Here is a 20,551-nt window from a genome sequence, read left to right as displayed (position 1 = left end):
TCCTATTCAAATGCGATCAGCACCATCGTCTGATTGAAATGCTTATCCTGAAGCTGTTCTCCGTAGCTGATAAAGCCAGCCTGATTCGAGCAGACGCCTAGCAGAGCGTTGTCTAGCAGCTTCCATGTGTTCTCACTTTTGAACTTTAGACTGCGCAAAATGCAGTGCACCGACAACACAAATGATGGACGAAACGCAAGTGAATCGAGCGTCTCCTGAAAGCTTTCCTGTAGCTTCGACGGCTGTAGCACATCCAAAAACGTATTCGGTACCACCTGTGCATAAAATGTAATCGAGCGATCTGGATTGACCTTCATCGGTGATGTGATATACGTCTGTCCTTTAATCACCTTGCCAAGTGGATTATTCATAAAAGCACGTTCCAGCTCATGCTCCTGGATACCTAGCACTGCCGCATATTCTGTAGCAGCCGGACGGTTATTGAAGGAATGCACGACTCTTGTAAGCGGATCGGCATCCGTTACTAGCAGGCGCTGCCCGGTCGTATAATAAATGTTCTCCTTGAGCACTTGTGTACGCTTATTGTAATTAAAAAACAGTGCAGCACCTGCTACGCGCCGTTTTCCAATATAGATCGCGGTTTCTTTAAATTGCACATAGTCACCAGCACTACCACCGACTACCTTAAAATCGTTATCTGCAAAAAACAGCGTCGTCATCACGCTCTCTTCCTGTCCAGACAAGCCATCATACAGAATGAACATAAACGCATTTTTGTTATTTCTCACGCGTGTATAGGCTGCTTGAAGCTCGTGTACACTTAGAATCGCAGGCGACTCCACCTCAACGACCTCGACCTGGTCGATCGGATACGTAAAGCCGCTGATTACGCCCTCCTGAAAGCCTTTCGATGTATATTCACCTGCCGTTGATGATAGCACCACATGCGGCCCGGCAACTGCGCTTAATTCCTCCACCATTTCCACACCTGCAAATAAGACAATGCCACGGTCGGTGTGCTGCTCCATATATGCACGCGCTTGAGCTGTGCTTGTAAAATATAAGGACTCCATACTGGTAACCTCTTTTCTATTCGCTATTTGATTTGCTATAAACTATTCGTTCTTATGGATATCGCTCATCGAATCGTTAAGTAACTAAATTCATTATCGGATAGTATCCAGCATTTCTTTATAACATAAAAACCTATATTTCGACAATTTACGCAGTATTTGATAGTTTAATTTATATGTAACGTCTAGTATATGCGCGGCTCTATACTGATCTGCTTGTTGTAACAGTTAATTGCGGGTTTTCGCACGAAAATGATTTCAATCATTATTGTTCGTTATTCTTATATATTCTCATTATTTACTTATATCCCATAAACAGGAATCATTGATACAATAGTTCCATAAGGAGGTGAACGAACTGCTTATATGTCCGTACTGGTAAGCAGAGCTTTAGTAACTGTACCCTAGCAAACGGGATGATGAGCAAAATGATCTACATATCGTCATTTTCGTTCACTTTAATGTAAGCGCTTTATATTATATGAACAGAGGTGTCTAGATGATGAATTCATGGTTAAAAAGCAGTTCAGTTAAACGCATGTTGCGCTATTGCAGTCAGGGACTAATCGCCCTGCTACTCTTGCAGATCATTAGTGCACTGGGGCTACCCGGACAGGAGGCATCCGCTGCACCCGTGACGATCACGAACGGTACACAGTTCAAAGACACAAATGGCAATGTGATTCATGCGCATGGCGGTGGGATGATTAAGGTGGCGGGCGCCTACTACTGGTTTGGGGAAAATCGTAATCAGGACGGTACGTTCAAAGCCGTATCGGTCTATCGCTCTACCGATCTGAAAAACTGGGAATTCCGCAATGACGTGCTCACGAGCAGCTCGGCAGCCGAACTGAATATATCGAATATTGAGCGTCCGAAGGTTATTTATAATAGTGCAACCCAGAAGTTCGTCCTCTGGATGCATAAGGAAAATGGCAAGGACTATGGCGAAGCACGCGTAGCTGTAGCAACCTCCAGCACGGTGGATGGCAACTACGATTATAAAGGTAGCTTCCGTCCGCTTGACTACGACTCACGTGATATGACTGTCTACAATGATAACGGCACGGCGTATCTGATCTCAGCGACGCGGGTGAATGCAGACCTGAACATTTACAAGCTCACTCCGGATTTTCTCGGTGTAGAATCACTCGTCACTACACTCTGGTCCGGTCAGTATCGTGAAGCCCCTGCTATGTTCAAAAAGGACGGTGTGTACTTCCTTGTCACCTCCGGAGCAACGGGCTGGAATCCGAATCAGGCGAAATACGCCACTGCGACGAGCATTACCGGCGCGTGGAGCGGACTGAGCAATTTTGCCGATAACACGACGTATGGTTCACAATCTGCCTATGTCGTTCCAGTAGAGGGCACTCAGGGCACATCCTATCTGTATATGGGAGATCGCTGGGCAGGTGCCTGGAGCGGCCCTGTACAGGACTCTAAATACGTATGGCTCCCTCTATCCTTCCCAAGTGCAACGAGCCTTGCCATGAACTGGTATGACACGGTGACGATCGATGCGGCGGCAGGTACGATCACCGGCAGCACCAATACGAATAGCTGGGACGTTAACGCTTCCTATCAGCTGATTAGTCGCAAAAGCAACAAGCTATTAAGTGTAGTCGACAACTCCTCTGCTAATGGTGCGGATCTGGAGCAACGAACAGACGGCGGCACAACGACTCAACAATGGCAGATCGTAAGTGCAGGCAATGGCTATGTGAAAATAATTAATCGTGCTTCGGGCAAGCTGATCGGTGTAGAAAATGGTAGTACGACCGATGGCGCAACGATCGAGCAATGGAGTGATGGTGGCTGGAATAGTCAGCAATGGCAGCCGGTTAGTGTGGGCGGGGGTTATTATAAGCTGAAAAATCGCGAAACGGGCAAGCTGCTCGATATCTCGGATCAATCGCTTAATGATGGCGCAAAGGCGATTCAATGGACAGATAATGGCGGCACAAACCAGCATTTCCAGATCGTTAAAGTCAATTGATCCTCTAATCATTCATCCTTTAAAAATCCTTTAAAAATCCTTTAAAAAATCTGAACCCCGTCGCTTAATATAAGCTGCGGGGTTCATTGCTGAGGCTCAAGACCGGCTGCTAATACACGTTGCCGATCGTATTCATTTAGCGTCTGGTCTAATTGCTGCGACTTGATAATTACACGGTCATCGGAGAATCCATACAGCTCCACGAGCAGATGCAGCTCTTTGCGCTCCTGCTCGATACGCCGCAAGCACCAGAAAATATCCAAACGCCATCCCTTCCTTAAATATAAAATTGTAAATTATTCCTTTGTCTACATTATATACCCTGTTCGCTTTCCATTTCACTTCCAAATTAAGGAATTGTATAAAAATTTTTATGATGCTAACAACCTGTTATCGAAATAAAAGAATGTTGCGGTAATCTGTATAGACTAGGACTGTGCGACATATTTGGAAGCTCATCCATATAAAATGATGTATCGGTTATAACACTTTAAGCATACAGAGGCTTTAGTTCTATTTATGATAAATATGTAATTAAATCCCATACTTTCTTATGAATCTATTAGCTACTACAGGTAGCATTCCGGTTACAAAATAAAAAAATCCCGTGAATCGAAGCCACTAAGCAGGCGAACTTTGATCCACGGAATATCCAGTTGAATATCGATTTAATTATGCTGATCCTGTCACAAGCCTGTGCTGCTTATCCGACAGGCTATTTGTATGGCTATGATCTAGTGTTACTCGGTTACTGTACCGTATACGAGTGTTGGAGCATCTGCATGATCTGCGATGCGAATGCTATCATACAGCTTCGCCATAACATCATCTACGTTTTCACGATTTGCATGAATCGTTACGAGTGAATCGCCAGCTTTGACTGTATCGCCTACTTTTTTGTTCAGCATTAGACCCACTGCCAGATCGATCTCAGATTCCTTCGTTGCGCGACCTGCGCCGAGCAGCATCGCAGCTGTACCGATCTCATCAGCTACCAGCTCAGCTACCACACCATCTTGCTTCGCAGGCAGCTCAATGCGATATTGAGCCTGTGGCAGACGCTCTGGATGATCGACAACGGAAGCATCTCCACCCTGACTTGCCAGGAATTGCTTGAACTTTTCAAGTGCTTTACCATTTTGGATCACTTCTTGCAGCTTCGCTTTCGCATCCTCAAGGGAGTCCGCTTTGCCTGCCAGATAGACCATCTGGCTACCCAGTGCATAGCACAGCTCTTCCAGATCCTTTGGTCCCTGTCCTTTCAGCGTGTCAATCGCTTCTTGAATCTCCAGCGAGTTACCGATCGCCAGACCGAGTGGCTGACTCATATCGGAAATAACCGCCATCGTTTTACGACCTACATTGTTACCGATGCTTACCATCGCATGTGCCAGTTCTTTTGCAGCTTCTGGCGTTTTCATGAATGCGCCTGCACCTGTTTTTACGTCCAGTACGATTGCATCTGCGCCAGCAGCGATCTTTTTACTCATGATGGAGCTGGCGATCAGTGGGATCGAATTGACTGTTGCTGTTACGTCACGCAGTGCATACAGCTTTTTATCCGCGGGTGTCAGGTTACCACTTTGACCGATAACCGCAATTTTGTTTTCGTTAACGAGCTTGATGAACTCATCCTTCGTAATTTCAACGTGGAAGCCTTCGACCGATTCCAGCTTATCCACAGTACCGCCTGTGTGACCAAGACCACGACCGGACATTTTCGCGACTGGAATATCCAGTGCTGCTACAAGTGGAGCCAGTACGAGTGTAGTCGTGTCACCAACGCCGCCTGTGGAGTGCTTGTCGACCTTCACACCCTCGATAGCGGACAGGTCAATCGTTTCACCGGAGTTTACCATTGCCATGGTCAGATCCGCACGCTCACGATCGGTCATATCCTTGAAGAAAGTCGCCATTGCAAATGCACTAACCTGATAATCAGGAATCTCGCCATCTGTATATCCCTGGATAATAAAATTGATTTCCTCTGTGCTCAGTTCTTTGCCATCACGCTTTTTCTCAATCAGGTCTACCATTCTCATATGGATCAGCTCCTATATTAAAAGTTAACACAAACCTAACATATAAATCTGGCATCATGCACATTTGCTTCATTTTTTACGCCAGTCGGCTTCGTCGGTTGCCTGATCTGGACGGCTAAAAAATGTGCAAAGTATAGATATGCTGCCAAACTGTCAGTTGACAGCATATCGTATTATGCCTTATTTCATAAGGCTTATGCTGATTGCATTTTGTCATTGTGCTTTATCATCGTTTGATGATATGCAGTCGTTATCCTTATAGCTTACAGCGAGATTGCTGTATCCAGTGCCACTTCCATCATTTCGTTGAAAGTTGTTTGGCGCTCTTCAGATGTTGTTTCTTCGCCAGTCAACAGGTGGTCACTTACCGTCAGGATCGTCAGTGCATTCACACCGAATTTAGCAGCCAGTGTGTACAATGCGCTTGTTTCCATCTCTACGCCAAGTACGCCGTAGTCCATCATCAGACCTGTGATCGTTTTATCATCACGATAGAACGAATCCGAGCTGAAAATATTACCTACGTGCATATTCAGACCCTTTTCCACACCACGGTCATAAGCGGCTTTGAGCAGCGGGAAGCTTGCTACAGGTGCAAATGTGTATCCACCGAAAATGTGGTTGTTCATGCTGGAATCCGTGCTTGCTGCTTGTGCCAAAATCACGTCACGTACACGCACATGCTGCTGCATGCCGCCACATGTACCGACGCGAATCAGGTTCTTCACGCCATACTCGCTGATCAGCTCGTTCACGTAGATGCTGATCGAAGGCAACCCCATACCTGTACCCTGTACAGACACGCGTTGTCCTTTGTATGTGCCAGTAAAGCCAAGCATACCGCGCACTTCGTTATAGCAGGTTACATCCTCCAGATACGTATCTGCGATGTACTTCGCACGCAGGGGGTCACCTGGTAGTAGGATCGTTTCAGCGATATCGCCGGGTTTTGCTCCGATATGAACACTCATAATATATACCTCCAAATGGAAATTAAGGCGTCAGTAGAGGACGCCTGTTTATGTGTAGTATTCTATCCATTCCGGCAGCTGTATGGAGCTATTCCTGGATGGATAGAACAGGTTGTACATCTGCATCAAGCGCAGTAAAGAGATTGAAATACATCTCGTTTTAGCGTCCGATTCATAAGCGGTCTGAACGCTCTGACGCTCGAATTGCTTTAGTACCCATCATTTCATAGATCAATTTACTAATTACTTCAGATCCGCAAAGAAGCTTGTACCGTACTCTGGCATTTTCACACCAAAGTTCTCCGCTACCGTTGCAGCGATATCCGCGAATGTCGTACGCAGTGGCAATTCTTTGCCACCGTTAGCAAAACGCTTGGAATATACGAGCAGTGGTACATATTCACGCGTATGATCTGTACCGGTATAGGTCGGATCATTACCGTGATCAGCCGTGATGATTAGCAGATCATCATCGTTCATCTGTTCGAACACCTCAGGTAGACGTGCATCATACTCTTCCAGCGCTTCGGCATAGCCTTTTGGATCACGACGATGACCGAATAGGGCATCAAAGTCCACCAGATTGAGGAAGCTCAACCCGTGGAATGGCTTAGCTGCAACTTCCACCAGCTTGTCCATACCGTCCATATTGGACTTCGTACGGATCGATTCTGTTACGCCTTCACCATCGTAAATGTCGGAAATTTTACCGATTGCGATCACGTCCAGACCTGCATCCTGCAAAGCATTCATCGTTGTTGGTCCGAATGGCTTCAGTGCATAGTCATGGCGGTTGGATGTACGGGAGAAGTTACCTGGCTCACCGACAAATGGACGTGCAATGATGCGGCCCAGCATGTACGGATCATCCAGTGTAATCTCACGACAGAACTCACAAATTTCATACAGCTCTTTGAGTGGTACAACCTCTTCATGTGCAGCAATCTGCAATACAGAGTCTGCGGAGGTGTAGATGATGAGAGCGCCTGTCTTCACATGCTCCTCACCAAGCTCATCGATAATTTCCGTACCGCTGGCAGGCTTATTACCGATCACCTTACGTCCTGTTTTTTCCTCAATGCGCTGAATCAGCTCATCCGGGAAGCCATCTGGAAAGACGCGGAATGGTGTATCGATGTACAGACCCATGATCTCCCAGTGACCTGTCATCGTGTCCTTACCACGGGAAGCCTCTTGCATTTTGGTGTAATACGCGAGTGGTTGCTCTGCTACTGGAACGCCCTCGATCTCACGGATGTTGGACAGTCCAAGCTTCGCCATATTCGGCATATTCAAGCCGCCATTTTCGCGGGCGATATGTCCGAATGTATCTACATTGACATCTCCAAATTCTGCCGCATCCGGTGCTTCACCGATACCGACCGAATCCATAACTACCAGGTGTATACGTTTAAATGGTGTCATTGATTTATAGCTCCTTCCGTTATAGCAACTTCATGTGTAGTCGCTCTGCAAAATGATGCAAAAATCTATTTTACAACAAATCCGCAGCGTTGGAAATAAAGCGGATTGCGTACACGTAAGCATCGTGCTTATAGCTCCCTTTTACAGGAACAGACCTGCTATCGTTGCGGACAATACGCTGACCAGTGTTGCACCATACAGCAAGCGCAGACCGAACTTCGCTACTTCATTACCCTTCTTCTCGTTCAGACCCTTCACCGCACCGGAGATAATACCGATTGAGGAGAAGTTAGCGAACGATACAAGGAATACGGATACGATACCGATTGCACGCGCACTCATCTCTGGATGCTTACCCAGCTCCAGCATCGCAACGAATTCGTTCGATACAAGCTTGGTTGCCATCAGGCTACCTGCTGTAAACGCATCTGCCCACGGCACGCCCATAATAAATGCAAATGGTGCAAATACATAACCCAGTACATCCTGGAACGTGATGCCGAAGATCAGATCAAACAGACCATTAATCATCGCGATCAAAGCAACAAAACCGATCAGCATCGCTGCAACGGTAATCGCAACTTTAAAGCCGTCCATGATGTATTCGCCCAGCATTTCGAAAAAGGTTTGTTTTTCTTCTTCCTGTACTTCCAGTATATCCTCTTCCGCTGTTACACGATACGGATTAATAATCGAAGCAATAATAAAACCGCCAAACAGATTCAGTACGAGCGCAGTTACGACATAACGTGGCTCCAGCATTTGCATGTACGAGCCGACGATCGACATGGACACGGTCGACATGGCCGATGCACACAGTGTGTACAGACGATGCTTAGGTAGCAGACCGATCTGCTTTTTCACCGAAATAAATACTTCGGACTGACCCAGAATCGCCGATGCTACTGCATTGTAGGATTCCAGCTTACCCATGCCATTAACTTTACTCAGTATCCAGCCAATAATGCGGATAATAAATGGCAATACTTTAATGTACTGCAAAATACCGATCAGTGCGGAGATGAAGACGATTGGCATCAATACGTTGAAGAAGAATGGAATCGAGCCCTCTCCATTGACCAGACCGCCAAATACAAAATCCGTTCCGACTTTAGCATAGCTAAGTAAATGCTCAAATATTGCGGAGAAGCCTCCAACTAGCTTTGCACCAATAGGTGTATACAACAATAAGAACGTCAAAATAACCTGTAACACAACCATGATAAGCAGTGGACGATAACGAATGTTTTTGCGATCATTGCTGGCAATGTAAGCCAGACCGAATACGATCAGAATACCGATAATAGCGATAATATACTTCATGCGCGTTTAGCTCCTGTTCTGTGATGCCGTCTCATATGCTTAACCTTCTGGTTTCACATATCGAGACGGCAGTAAAGATAGTCATGAAAATGCTGATTACAATCATAAAGCGCTTACAATATTTACTTAAGCATAGCGATTTTACCAAAATCATTTTTAAAAACGGAGCCTTATCTTCATAACATCTACCTGTTATCGGTATCGGTTGTCATGATCGCGTCTCCGTCTATCTTTGCTGTAAAGGAGCTCAGTCCTTTTCCATATCCTTCGCCTGGAAGTAGCCTGGCAAAATCTCGGACATGCTCCATTCGCTAACCTCACCTTTTAGATTCGTCAGATAAATGCGTGTATTCTCATCGCTAAATTCGGCGATAACCTGACGACATGCTCCACATGGAGATACAGGGCCTTCTGTGTCCGCTACGATCGCAATCGCTTCAATACGGCGTACACCTTCCGAAGCCGCCTTGAAAATTGCAGTACGCTCGGCACAGTTCGTCAATCCGTAGGATGCATTCTCAATATTGGCTCCACCGTAAATATTACCGTTATCAGCCAGTAGAGCAGCTCCTACTTGAAAATGGGAATAGGGCACATAGGCATGGTTTCTTGCGTCAATCGCTGCCTGAATCAATTGTTCTTTCATTGTATAGTTGGCCTCCCCGGATGTTCATGCTTGCTATATCGTTATGACGAAGGTCTGCCCGCTCATGCAGGAATGCAAGGCGATAATCGTCCTTCACTCCTGCACTCGGTCAGATCCAGGCGCTTAGTAAGAGGACGAGGATTGTCCGCCTTCCATAATCTTCACGCCAGAGCTTGCACCGATACGCGTTGCGCCAGCAGCGACCATTGCGTTCAGATCCTCTTCGCTACGTACACCACCAGAAGCTTTTACACCAACGTCTGGGCCTACTGTTTTACGCATCAGGGCTACATCTTCCGCTGTTGCACCACCTGTTGAGAAGCCAGTCGATGTTTTTACAAAGTCAGCACCTGCTTGTACGGAAAGCTGGGATGCACGAACCTTCTCTTCATCTGTCAGCAGACATGTTTCGATGATTACTTTTACCAGTGCTTTACCTTTTGCTGCATCGACGACCGCTTGGATATCGCGCAGCACGAGTGCATCGTCGCCATCTTTCAATGCGCCGATATTGATGACCATATCGACCTCGGTTGCACCGTTAGCGATTGCATTGGAAGCTTCAAATGCTTTTACTTCCGGTGTATTCGCTCCCAGTGGGAAACCGATAACTGTACATACATCCACGCCTGTACCTTTCAGCTCTTGTGCGCAAAACGGTACCCATGTTGGATTCACACATACGGATGCAAACTCGTACTTCTTCGCTTCTTCTACCAGCTTCGCAACCTCAGCCTTCGTCGCGTCTGCTTTCAGCAGCGTATGATCGATCAGTTTTGCTACATTCATCTATTATCGCTCCTTTTATATACATTCATGCCACACTTTTGTTTTAACCATAAACCTATCATAGCACTCGATTGAACAAATGTAAAATCGTTTTTGAACTTTTGTTCAGGATAGTTCATACGGACAAAATGGGGCAAACGAATGTATGTTATCACATATCGTGGATAATGTAACGTCCTTATTCTGCACAGGCTGGATGATGATGGAATTTCAGTTCTGTCGGATCATTCTTCGGCTCGTTTTCATAAGGTACATTGCCGCTGATTTTACTGTATGTGATTCGTTCATCGTATGTTAGTTGCTCATATGAATGCTGGCTTTTCGATCCCAATCATAATTCTAGCCAGATACTCATCTGGATTGTGTAGTGAAATCTCGTCCTGTACATATTCTTCATAGGCATGACCATTAATGATATAGCCCTGCTGCTCGATATAATCGAAAATACGCGGATAAATCTTATCTGTATCTCCGTAATCAGCTCTCGCATACGAAACTAGATAATAGCCTGCTGGCATATGATGCTGCGGCTCCACATGCGTCTGCATCCGGCTGAACATATACGACATCCGATCTCCATTACGGTTCAACAGATCCTCCTGCTCCACAATGACTCCCGCTGGATAGCCACTTGGCGCCTGCTCTCTCTGCAAACGCATTTGAAAATCATCCCATAGCTGCTCCGCAAAATCCTGCTTGGATACACGCATTCGCTCACTTCTTAACAAAGGAATCTCCGGTTGCCAGATCACGTGCATTGTACGGATATCCACTTGAAAAGAGTGCTCGATATTCTCTGCCTGTATGCCAATCATCTGTAAGGTGCGCTGTAGCTTCATCATCTGCTGCTGAATCAATTTCTCCTGCTTGCGTAACAACTCCAGCGTGCTCTGAGGGTTGCGGTCGTGCAGATGTTCGCGAATATGCTCAAGCGACATCCCCTGCCCCTTGAGAATACTAATAACTAGAATCGTATCCAATTGATCCAAATGATAGTACCGGTAGCCATTATCGTCGACGCGTGCTGGCTTGAACAGACCGATACGATCATAGTAAATCAGCGTTTGTCGTGTAATTTCTGCCATCTTCGAAAAGGCACTGATCGGTACCAATTCCGCTCGATTCACCCCGTTCATCTCCATTCAAAAAATAATGTTGACTGTATAGTTACTATACACTTTATGATAACACCGATTCATGAAGCTGGCTTATGTAAGCAACATGAAAATTCGAGCTAGTCAGTACGACAAGAGGTGAACATCCTATGATAAGAAGATTATTAAACAGCGTGAGGAGCTACCGCAAGCAGGCATGGCTTACAATCTTATTTCTGCTCGGCGAAGTAGCGATGGAGGTCGCGATTCCCCTATTTATCGCCCGATTGATCGATCAGGGCATCACGGGTGGGCAAATGGATCAGATTACAAAGTATGGTCTGATTCTGGTTATCTATGCACTTGTTGCACTTGTGTTTGGTGCACTTGGCGGTAAATACTCGGCAATTGCCATGTCGGGATTTGGCAAGAATCTGCGCTATGATCTATTTCGCCATGTGCAGCGACTATCCTATTCCAATATCGATAAATTTTCCACTTCAGGCATCGTCACTCGTTTGACGACAGATATTACACATGTGCAAAACGCATTTGCGATGATTTTGCATATCGCTTTTCGTAGTCCGATTATGATGATCTTTGCTACGGTGATGGTATTTCAGATTAGTCCGACTATCGCTTCGTACTTCCTGATTGTTGTGCCTGTTCTTGCGATTGGTGTGCTGTTGATTATGAAGTATTCGTTTCCGATCTTTGAACGTGCCTTCGCTGGCTATGATGAGCTGAACCAGGTTGTACAGGAAAATGTACGCGGCATCCGTGTGGTGAAATCGTATGTGCGCGAGGAGCATGAGATTAGCAAGTTTCAGGCGGTATCGCAGAAAATCTTCACCGAAATGGTCAGCGCGGAGCGTCTGCTCTCCTATGAGTTGCCACTCATGCAAATGATGATCTATGCGGTCATGCTATTGATCTCGTGGATTGGAGCGAAGCTGGTCGTCGGTGGGACGATGACGACAGGTGAGCTAACGAGTATTTTTGCTTATTCGATGCAAATTTTGATGAGTCTGATGACACTTGGTATCGTGGTCATTATGATCGCTATCGCTCGTGCGTCAGCAGGTCGAATTGACGAGTTGCTACGAGAACAGCCCGCGATTACAAGCCCGGCTGTTCCAGTAAGGGAGCTGTACAGCGGAGATATCGAATTCCGTAATGTATCTTTTCGCTATTCCGAAGCGACGGATAAATATGCATTATCTGACATCAACATTCATATTCAAGAAGGACAGACGATCGGCATTATTGGTGGAGCCGGAAGTGCCAAGTCCTCTCTGGTGCAGCTCATTCCCAGATTGTATGACGCTAGCGAGGGTGAAGTACTGGTCGGCGGCATTAATGTGAAGTGCTATGAGCTTCATACCCTGCGAAGCCAGGTGGCGATGGTACTGCAAAAGAACGTGCTATTCGAAGGCACCATTAAAGATAATCTGCGCTGGGGCAATGAAGCAGCGACCGATGAGCAGATCATCCAAGCGTGTAAGGCCGCTCAGGCGCATGACTTTATTATGTCCTTCCTGGATGGATACGATACACCGCTTCATCAGGGAGGAACAAATGTGTCTGGCGGTCAAAAGCAACGACTCTGTATCGCACGCGCCCTGCTGAAGCAGCCGAAGATTCTGATTCTGGATGATTCCACCAGTGCAGTCGATACACGCACTGACATGCAGATTCGCCAGGCACTTCGAGAGCAGATTCCGCTAACAACTAAAATTATCATCGCTCAGCGGATAGCTTCGGTAGAAGATGCAGATCAAATTATCGTGCTGGATGACGGCAAGCTTGTCGATATCGGTACCCATGTACAGCTCATGCAACGATGCATGATTTATCAAGAAGCCTATATTACACAAATGAAAGGACGTGAAGAAGATGCCGAACGACATCAGCTACGGTAAAACCACACTCCGTCTACTTGCTTACTTTAAGCCGTTCAAATTTAAGGTGCTGCTCGTGCTACTACTCGTGCTGGTTAGCTCAGCCGTATCTGTTGTGTCGGCTGCCTTTTTACGGTTGCTCATTGATGACTTTATCGTGCCGCTGATCGGCAATCAAAATCCAGTATTTCATGCCTTGTTGCAAGCACTGGTTATTCTCGCTGTCATCTATCTGGCGGGTACAATCAGTACGTTTATCTCGAAGCGACTGATGATTACGATCTCGCAGCGCATTATGAAGCATATTCGAGACGAGCTATTCCGCCGTATGCAGAAGCTTCCGCTTCGTTATTTTGACCGTAAAGCACATGGCGATGTGATGAGTCATTATACGAATGATGTGGACACGCTAAATATGATGCTGACGGATAGCCTGCCGCAAATCCTGTCCACTGTTGTTACATTAATCGTTGTGCTGGGAACGATGCTGTATATCGATATTCCACTAACGATCATTGTGTTGCTAGGCGCAGGTGCGATGTTATGGACGACCAAAAAAATAGGCACGCAGGCGACAGACCACTTTTTCCAGCAGCAGGAATCGATTGGTGTAGTAGATGGCTATATTGAAGAAATGATGCACGGACAAAAGGTCGTACAGGTGTTCGGTCGCGAGGAGCATGTCACCCAGCAATTCGCACGCTTGAATGATGATCTATTCCATCGCTCCGCGACAGCGAATAAATATGCCAACTTATTAATGCCATTAAATGAAAACTTAGCCACGCTTACGTATGTCGCTGTTGCCATTATCGGTGGCGCAATGGCGATATCGGGCTGGGATCAATCATTGACGCTTGGTAGCATTGCTGCCTTTCTGAGTCTATCTCGCAGTTTCACGATGCCTATCGCTGAAATCTCCTCACAGGTGAGCATGTTCGTCGTGGCACTCGCAGGAGCTAAGCGTATCTTCACCCTGATGGATGAGCAACCGGAAGAGGATCACGGATTAGTCACATTACAAAAGAACGATGCCGATCATCCGTGGTCATGGAAGCTGGAGGATGGCTCGCTCGTTCCACTACAGGGCAAGATCGAGTTCAAGCAGGTGTCGTTCTCCTACGATGGCAAAAAGCAGGTACTGATCGACATGACACTTACCGCTCAGCCGGGACAGAAGCTCGCTTTTGTCGGTGCGACTGGCGCGGGGAAAACGACCGTAACGAATCTGCTTAATCGCTTCTATGAAATTAGCGATGGCGAAATTCTATACGATGGTATCTCGATTCAACGTATACGCAAAGCCGATCTCCGTCGTTCACTCGGCATTGTATTGCAGGATACGCATCTGTTCACAGGCACCGTAGCTGACAATATTCGTTATGGTCATCTGGAAGCGAGCGATGAGCAGGTTATGCAGGCGGCGCGCATGTCTCATGCAGCAAACTTTATTGAGCGTTTGCCAGATGGATATGATACACGCTTGGATGGTAGCGGAAACGGACTATCTCAGGGACAAAGTCAGCTGCTGGCTATCGCTCGAGCTGCCATCGCCAATCCGCCAGTCATGATTCTGGATGAAGCAACCTCTTCGATTGATACGCGAACCGAGGCACTGGTGCAATCCGGTATGGATAATTTGATGCAAGGACGAACCGTATTCGTCATTGCCCACCGCTTGTCTACAGTGCGCAATTCGGATGCCATCCTGGTGATGGAGCAAGGAAGAATTACGGAACGGGGGGATCATGATGAGCTGATCCAGTTGAAGGGCAATTATTATCAGCTATATACGGGAGTGTTTGAATGGCAGTAAAGTGCGCTTCCTCATAAGCAAACCTGGTCGCACTCTACTAACAACATACTATCAAACGTAATAATAACCTATGACTTCGCATCAATAAGGAATCCTGGCGCTGCTCCTACTCAATGACGCGTCATATAAGGTCACTAGCCAGCATGCTTTATTTTCAATAGATCAGCGCATACATCCATCTACAGTAACTGTATAACCAAATCAATAAAGGAGCTAAGAACAATGACCCTACCAGCCCAAACGCAGCTTTCTCCTGTAGCTGTCCGTGATCGTCTTCATTTTTTGGATATTGTACGTGGTTTTGCCATGCTCGGTATTATCATGGTCAACTATTTTCTGATCGCCAGTTCAGGTGCATTTGCGTCATCGTCCGGTGAAACGATAACGCAATCGCTTGTACACTGGTTTGCAGAAGGCAAGTTCTACACCCTGTTCTCCTTTCTATTCGGCATCGGCTTTATCATCTTTATGAACCGGGCAGAAGCCAGATTTGAATCGCCACGTATCGTATTTGTACGCAGACTGGTCGCACTGTTTGGCTTTGGCTTGCTGCATATTGCGTTTATCTGGTCAGGCGATATTTTAACTTATTATGCTGTAGCCGGATTGCTGTTACTTCTATTCTACAAATGTCGTCCTGCCACTCTGCTCATCTGGGCAGTGGTGCTGCTGCTAGCGTACAGCCTGTTTTCATTAAGCTGGATGCTACAGCCTACCTTTCTGGAAGGCACAGACTTTGCCGCAGAAGCGACCAATACATCGTACCTCGTCTCGATAGGTGAACGCTTTTCCGAGGTAAAAGGGATGCTAAGCACATCCTATACGATGCTTATTCCTATGCTGATGATGTTTCTTGTTGGTATGTATTTTGTCAAAAAAGGACTCTTCCACCAGATGGAGAGCAAAAAGAAACAGTGGACACGTATCTGGAGTATATTCACCATTTTATTTGTCGCTATACAGGCGTTTACGATATGGAATACATGGCAAGGCTCGAGTAATGAAATGAGCGGCTTCGGTGCTGCTGATCTGGTCAGTCAGGTTAGTGGGATCGTAGGTAGTCTATTTTACATGAGCTCGCTGGCGCTGCTGTTCCTGTATGTGGGCAAGCTACGTCCGTTGTTAATGCTGATCGGTAATGTCGGACGAATGTCGCTCACGTGTTATCTGCTGCACTCTATGATTGGAACATTTCTGTTTTTCGATTATGGATTAGGGTTGGGGAAAATGCTGCCACCTACTGGCGTTGCTTCGGTAGGATTCGGTGTATTTATATTGCTGATCGTACTTAGCACAGTTTGGATGAAGTATTTTAAATATGGGCCGGTAGAATGGCTATGGCGCAAATTGACCTATGGGAAGATGGATGGCTTGCGAGGTGGGAATGCGAGCGCTAATCGGTCGGTGGTTCGTTGATGAGGTAGGGTTGGTGGAAAGGGTGTACGGTGAGATTTGGGGAAAGAGGGCAATGGAGATTGCCCTCTTTTTATATATAAAGCAAGCGATTAATTAGTCGGCTGACCAGAATATTATACTCCCGGCTTTTCTTTATAGATATAAGTTAATGAGAAGAAAACAGACATAGATCAGCTTGTTTTTATAGACTTTTCTAAAACAAGTCCTTCTGGTAAAATGCTCCAATCCTGCACGATAGCAAGAACTAACTCTTCATCAGGCAATAATTCGCCTTCAGAAACATATTCAGGCACATGAACCTCTTCACTCTTGGTCTGCTCACCTTCATTCAGCATAGTTTCCCATACATAACTATAGGCACGTTGCATCTTACCCTCTGTATACTTCACCCATGCATAATATTCTACTGTACGACAATTTGCAAAATACTGTACTTCTCCAAATATTTTACTTAGATCCTCTAGCATCATAAGCAATCGATCGTCTTCGGCTGGTTCGCTCAAGTCAGGTAATTCATCTGCCAGTAAAATAGTCCACTCCTGTATCGGCTTGAATAACAGCACTTCTGCTCGACTATGATGATTGGTTAGCATTTGCTCGATAGCATCACTAGAAACAGAGTCATGTCGAATAGCAATCCATGCAGATTTGTAAGCCAGATCATATGTATGAGATTCATCCTGATGTGCCAAAGAAGAGACTGCTTGCGTAATAGCCTGTGATGCAGCAGCAGACTTCTTCGCCTGTAAATGCCGTTCAATGCCAAATGCAATTAGCATACAAAGAAAAACTAACCACATAGTGATGCCTCTCTTCCCTTTTGAAGATTGCTGTCATTGTTCTAAATCGAGTTGTTGATCCAATGGATTGATTGGTTTCATTTCCACCAGCCCGTATATTATTCGTTATCGACCTGCCCATTCCATTATGATGCATAACATTCTTTTGGTAGCTTTATTTATATCTTCAATCTACAGCTTGAGCGCTCTGTGTGGACATATCGATCATGAATGATTCTTCTGGAATACCTAGATCTTCTGTCGTTCGGAGAATGTATTTGCCATTAGAGGCTGTTGATTTTAACTCGATCCAGTGATTTATTTTTCCTACACCCAGTGCCTTAATGTCATTCGTATTCATATCGATTCGAATCGAAGACTGTGTATTAGATTCTATCCTTCTCAAATGCAGCTGTGCATAGCTATTACGTTGAAATAGATTCACTAATTCGATCTGATACTCATACTTCTGATCATCCGTCGTTTGGAGTGAATCCGTTTGTGTATATGTATTCGTCCAACCTTCTGTATACAGGCTACCTACCAGAACAACAGCAAATAAAGTATTGATTATGGCTAAAGTATATAATAGTCTGCGTTGTTCTTTATCTCGTGGAGTCCACTTTTTAGCTAGTAAATAGGTGAAGATCAGAATGAAGATCAGCATCGGAATAGCCAGACCAGCAAAGTAAGCAGTCGCTATCAGATCCAATCCTCTTTGAAAATAATGAGTAGCGCCTAATAGAAACCATATCGAAGATACCAGACCTTCGATAAGGATGAGTAGGATGATTGCGCGTAGCCATAACTTCATATATACGTCATCATTTCGCTTATTTCCACATTAGTTATAATTTGCATTTAACTTGTTGCTTCTTTATTGATTCCTTTAAACAGAGTGATCCAATAACCTTGCATCCTCAAGTTTAATCCAGCCATTATCTTCATCGTACCCAGCAATAGTACCGATCAACTGGACGCTCGGATAAATATTTTCAGTTTGAGCATGTTGAGCAAACTTCCAATAATCGACCAAACCCGGATACTGAATCCCGTTCAAATGGATAATGATTCCTTGTGGAAAGATTACCTCAATACTCCCCTTCACTGTATTGCCTACTTCGTTTGCTGCTTTGGCTTCTTCCCATTCACTCATATAGTCAGCATTACAACTCAACCATTCTGCTTCAAGATCAGCTTGTGAAATGGGTAGAAGATCATCATATTCCTATTGTTAAAAGATGTCTCCATTGCAGCAGGCTACTTTATTGCTATAGACAGCATCTTGTAGCTATTGCAGTACAGATAATAAATCATAATTTAGCTTGGGCAATTATTACTGGATAAATGGATGAAGATCATTTACAATTCGAATGCTTTTTAGTTGTTCCGCGGGAATTTCAATATGTATATTATCATCACAATCTTATATACAAAATGTAGCATAATCATGCCTTTTATCATATGCCTCGCAAAATATATTTTCCAAACGATACGAAAAAAGTGCCTACCCTGGTAGACACTTTTCATTCAAACGATATGCAATTACAGCTACGCGATCTAGTCACGCATTTGATTAATTTCATGTTGATTCTGATGCCATTCTTTCACCATTGTATGGTAAAAGCCACTTTCCTGGCGACTCAATCCGTCCCTGTTGTTTTTGATGATCATCGTTTCAATATTGCGTCGTAAAATCTCATTTTGGCGTTCTAACACTGCTGTTGAATTCAATAGTTTTCCCTCCAAATTGGTATTGATGATCTGTACGTCACCTGCTATCTCACGATCATCTCCATCAAACTAGAGTAAAGTATATCGAATATCGGTACAGATGCAAAATAGTCTCAGCACGCCACAATAGGGCAGATATCGGCTCAGTTAGCATGACTCCTGCTCATCTCGCCTGTCCTTACAATTACATCACGATGCTGCTTTTAACAGCTTTATCCGTTTACAAGACCGTTTAAGTCCATGCCCAGAAAAAGCCATCCCGATCCCATGCGATCCGGCCGCCATGCTGCTTGCGGAATGCCTTTTTGATCTCTTTGGATAGTGATATATTTCCACTTTCACTTGTAAATAAATACGCTTCTCCATGCTGTGCGCGTACATAAGCGATCGCATCTTCTTGCTTTAATGTGCCTTGATTTTTGATCTGCTCAATCATCCATTCCGCGATGTGTTGTTCAGTTGTTGTGTCTGTCATTTGTTTTTCTCCTTTAGCTGATTGAACGGATTGTCACTCTTATTGTACATACTTATAAAATTTAGATCATTTTCAAATTAGTATTTATATATTAAAGTAGAAATTAATTTTTCACTCCGCCAACAACGCCTGTGCCGTAAACTGATCCGTCACCAAAATATTCGCATACCGCCCCACGAGCGCGGCGCGGATCGCATCGATTTTACGCTGGCTGCCTGCTACGAGAATCGACTTCTCTTTTTTACGCAAATCAGGCAGATCGATACCAACCGTCCGCTCATTAATCGCCGGGCTACAAATTTCACCGTTCGCATCGAAGAAGCGTGAGCAAATATCGCCTGCGCCTGTACGTTGTAGTAATCGCTGCTCCTCCTCATTAAAATAACCAAGCTGGAACAGCAGCGCATCCTGCTTAACCGTCCCTACCGTAAAGATCGCAATATTCGCCTGTCTACCCAGCTCGATAATACGCTGGATATGGCGATCCTCTTCGACCATACGCTTCACTTCAATACTGTCGAAAATAACAGGCAGGGGTAAGTACCTCGCGCTCGTATGAAATGCTTCGGCAAACAGATTCACCGTCTCCGCCGCATACGTATTAATATGCGAATGGCTCACTCCGCCCTTGAGCTGCACGACCTCGACACCACGCACCTGCTTTTGCTCCAGCTGGCGCGCCACGGAATACATCGTACGCCCCCAGGTTACACCGATAATATCCGAATCCTGAACGATCTCATACAAATATTCAGCGGCACGCTTGCTGATATGTCGCTGGATTTCTTTATATTCATTAGCAGGTGAGTAGCATACCTGTACAGCCTCCAGACGATATTGCTTGCGTAGCTGTTCCCCCAGCGCATCCAGATCCTCCAATGGATCAACGATATCGATGCGCACATAGCCCTTTTCTTTTGCAAGCTGGAGCAGTCTGGATACCGTCGGACGTGACACGCCCAGACGGGTCGCAATCTCCTGCTGGCTATAGTCGGATAAATAGTATAGTCGTGCTGCTTCTACGCTTAATCGTTGCTTGTCATTGTCCATACGTCTCATCCCACATCTCTATATTAAATAATATGCCTATCGCGTATAAGGAGAGGC

General features: G+C 45.4%; 19 protein-coding genes. 4 read left to right on the top strand and 15 right to left on the bottom strand.

The annotated features are described in order from the left end of the window. Positions 1-2: 2 nt before the first annotated feature. Positions 3-1,034 carry an FIST signal transduction protein gene (locus IEX62_RS14230; protein WP_188776205.1) on the bottom strand — a complete coding sequence of 344 codons (1,032 nt, stop codon included), beginning with the start codon at positions 1,032-1,034 and terminating at the stop codon, positions 3-5. 502 nt (positions 1,035-1,536) lie between these two features. Between IEX62_RS14230 and IEX62_RS14225 the strand changes: the two genes are divergently transcribed. After that, positions 1,537-3,033, top strand: coding sequence for an RICIN domain-containing protein (locus tag IEX62_RS14225; protein WP_373289145.1), 1,497 nt, complete (start codon positions 1,537-1,539; stop codon positions 3,031-3,033). An 83-nt stretch (positions 3,034-3,116) separates the two neighbouring features. On the opposite strand, the gene IEX62_RS14220 is transcribed toward IEX62_RS14225, so the two are convergent. The 8 genes from IEX62_RS14220 to IEX62_RS14185 form a co-directional block, all read right to left on the bottom strand. After that, a complete protein-coding gene (locus IEX62_RS14220; RefSeq protein ID WP_188776204.1) occupies positions 3,117-3,296 on the bottom strand; it encodes an aspartyl-phosphate phosphatase Spo0E family protein in 180 nt (59 codons plus the stop codon). 477 nt (positions 3,297-3,773) lie between these two features. Next, on the bottom strand, positions 3,774-5,075 hold the full coding sequence (locus IEX62_RS14215; protein WP_188776203.1) for a pyrimidine-nucleoside phosphorylase: 1,302 nt from the start codon (positions 5,073-5,075) through the stop codon (positions 3,774-3,776). Positions 5,076-5,338: 263 nt separating this feature from the next. Beyond that, positions 5,339-6,046, bottom strand: coding sequence for a purine-nucleoside phosphorylase (deoD, locus tag IEX62_RS14210; protein ID WP_188776202.1), 708 nt, complete (start codon positions 6,044-6,046; stop codon positions 5,339-5,341). A gap of 243 nt (positions 6,047-6,289) precedes the next feature. Beyond that, positions 6,290-7,471, bottom strand: a complete 1,182-nt coding sequence (gene deoB / locus IEX62_RS14205; protein ID WP_188776201.1) for a phosphopentomutase — start codon at positions 7,469-7,471, stop codon at positions 6,290-6,292. Between the two features lie 141 nt (positions 7,472-7,612). Further along, positions 7,613-8,794 (bottom strand): NupC/NupG family nucleoside CNT transporter, encoded by a 1,182-nt coding sequence (locus IEX62_RS14200; protein WP_188776200.1) that lies wholly within the window; start codon positions 8,792-8,794, stop codon positions 7,613-7,615. 247 nt (positions 8,795-9,041) lie between these two features. Next, positions 9,042-9,440, bottom strand: a complete 399-nt coding sequence (locus IEX62_RS14195) for a cytidine deaminase (protein WP_188776199.1) — start codon at positions 9,438-9,440, stop codon at positions 9,042-9,044. Positions 9,441-9,563: 123 nt separating this feature from the next. After that, entirely contained in the window at positions 9,564-10,229 is a 666-nt protein-coding gene (gene deoC / locus IEX62_RS14190; RefSeq protein ID WP_188776198.1) for a deoxyribose-phosphate aldolase, read from the bottom strand. A 302-nt stretch (positions 10,230-10,531) separates the two neighbouring features. Continuing rightward, positions 10,532-11,356 (bottom strand): MerR family transcriptional regulator, encoded by an 825-nt coding sequence (locus tag IEX62_RS14185; RefSeq protein WP_188776197.1) that lies wholly within the window; start codon positions 11,354-11,356, stop codon positions 10,532-10,534. A 137-nt stretch (positions 11,357-11,493) separates the two neighbouring features. Here IEX62_RS14185 and IEX62_RS14180 point away from each other — a divergent pair, with 137 nt between their 5' ends. The 3 genes from IEX62_RS14180 (at position 11,494) to IEX62_RS14170 (ending at position 16,456) form a co-directional block, all read left to right on the top strand. After that, positions 11,494-13,245 carry an ABC transporter ATP-binding protein gene (locus IEX62_RS14180; protein ID WP_188776196.1) on the top strand — a complete coding sequence of 584 codons (1,752 nt, stop codon included), beginning with the start codon at positions 11,494-11,496 and terminating at the stop codon, positions 13,243-13,245. Beyond that, positions 13,220-15,040, top strand: coding sequence for an ABC transporter ATP-binding protein (locus IEX62_RS14175; RefSeq protein WP_188776195.1), 1,821 nt, complete (start codon positions 13,220-13,222; stop codon positions 15,038-15,040). The genes IEX62_RS14180 and IEX62_RS14175 overlap by 26 nt, the downstream gene beginning before the upstream one ends. 222 nt (positions 15,041-15,262) lie before the next feature. Next, the gene (locus IEX62_RS14170) at positions 15,263-16,456 is read left to right on the top strand and encodes a DUF418 domain-containing protein (RefSeq protein ID WP_188776194.1); all 1,194 of its coding nucleotides are present in this window, start codon (positions 15,263-15,265) and stop codon (positions 16,454-16,456) included. A 170-nt stretch (positions 16,457-16,626) separates the two neighbouring features. Here IEX62_RS14170 and IEX62_RS14165 read toward each other — a convergent pair whose 3' ends face one another. The 6 genes from IEX62_RS14165 to deoR form a co-directional block, all read right to left on the bottom strand. Continuing rightward, complete coding sequence (locus tag IEX62_RS14165; RefSeq protein ID WP_188776193.1) at positions 16,627-17,256, bottom strand: hypothetical protein; 630 nt, start codon at positions 17,254-17,256, stop codon at positions 16,627-16,629. A gap of 166 nt (positions 17,257-17,422) precedes the next feature. After that, the gene (locus tag IEX62_RS14160; protein ID WP_188776192.1) at positions 17,423-18,049 is read right to left on the bottom strand and encodes a hypothetical protein; all 627 of its coding nucleotides are present in this window, start codon (positions 18,047-18,049) and stop codon (positions 17,423-17,425) included. A 75-nt stretch (positions 18,050-18,124) separates the two neighbouring features. Beyond that, positions 18,125-18,391 (bottom strand): hypothetical protein, encoded by a 267-nt coding sequence (locus tag IEX62_RS14155; RefSeq protein WP_188776191.1) that lies wholly within the window; start codon positions 18,389-18,391, stop codon positions 18,125-18,127. A 404-nt stretch (positions 18,392-18,795) separates the two neighbouring features. Further along, entirely contained in the window at positions 18,796-18,969 is a 174-nt protein-coding gene (locus tag IEX62_RS14150; protein ID WP_188776190.1) for a hypothetical protein, read from the bottom strand. A 232-nt stretch (positions 18,970-19,201) separates the two neighbouring features. Further along, positions 19,202-19,444, bottom strand: a complete 243-nt coding sequence (locus tag IEX62_RS14145; protein WP_188776189.1) for a DUF6953 family protein — start codon at positions 19,442-19,444, stop codon at positions 19,202-19,204. 111 nt (positions 19,445-19,555) lie between these two features. Beyond that, a complete protein-coding gene (gene deoR / locus IEX62_RS14140) occupies positions 19,556-20,494 on the bottom strand; it encodes a DNA-binding transcriptional repressor DeoR (RefSeq protein WP_188776188.1) in 939 nt (312 codons plus the stop codon). Positions 20,495-20,551: the final 57 nt, after the last annotated feature.

The sequence above is a fragment of the Paenibacillus hunanensis genome (genome assembly GCF_014645615.1).
Taxonomy (GTDB): Bacteria; Bacillota; Bacilli; order Paenibacillales; family Paenibacillaceae; genus Saccharibacillus; species Saccharibacillus hunanensis.
Note: the sequence above shows the minus strand (reverse complement) of the source record. Positions and strands in the feature narration are given on the sequence as shown.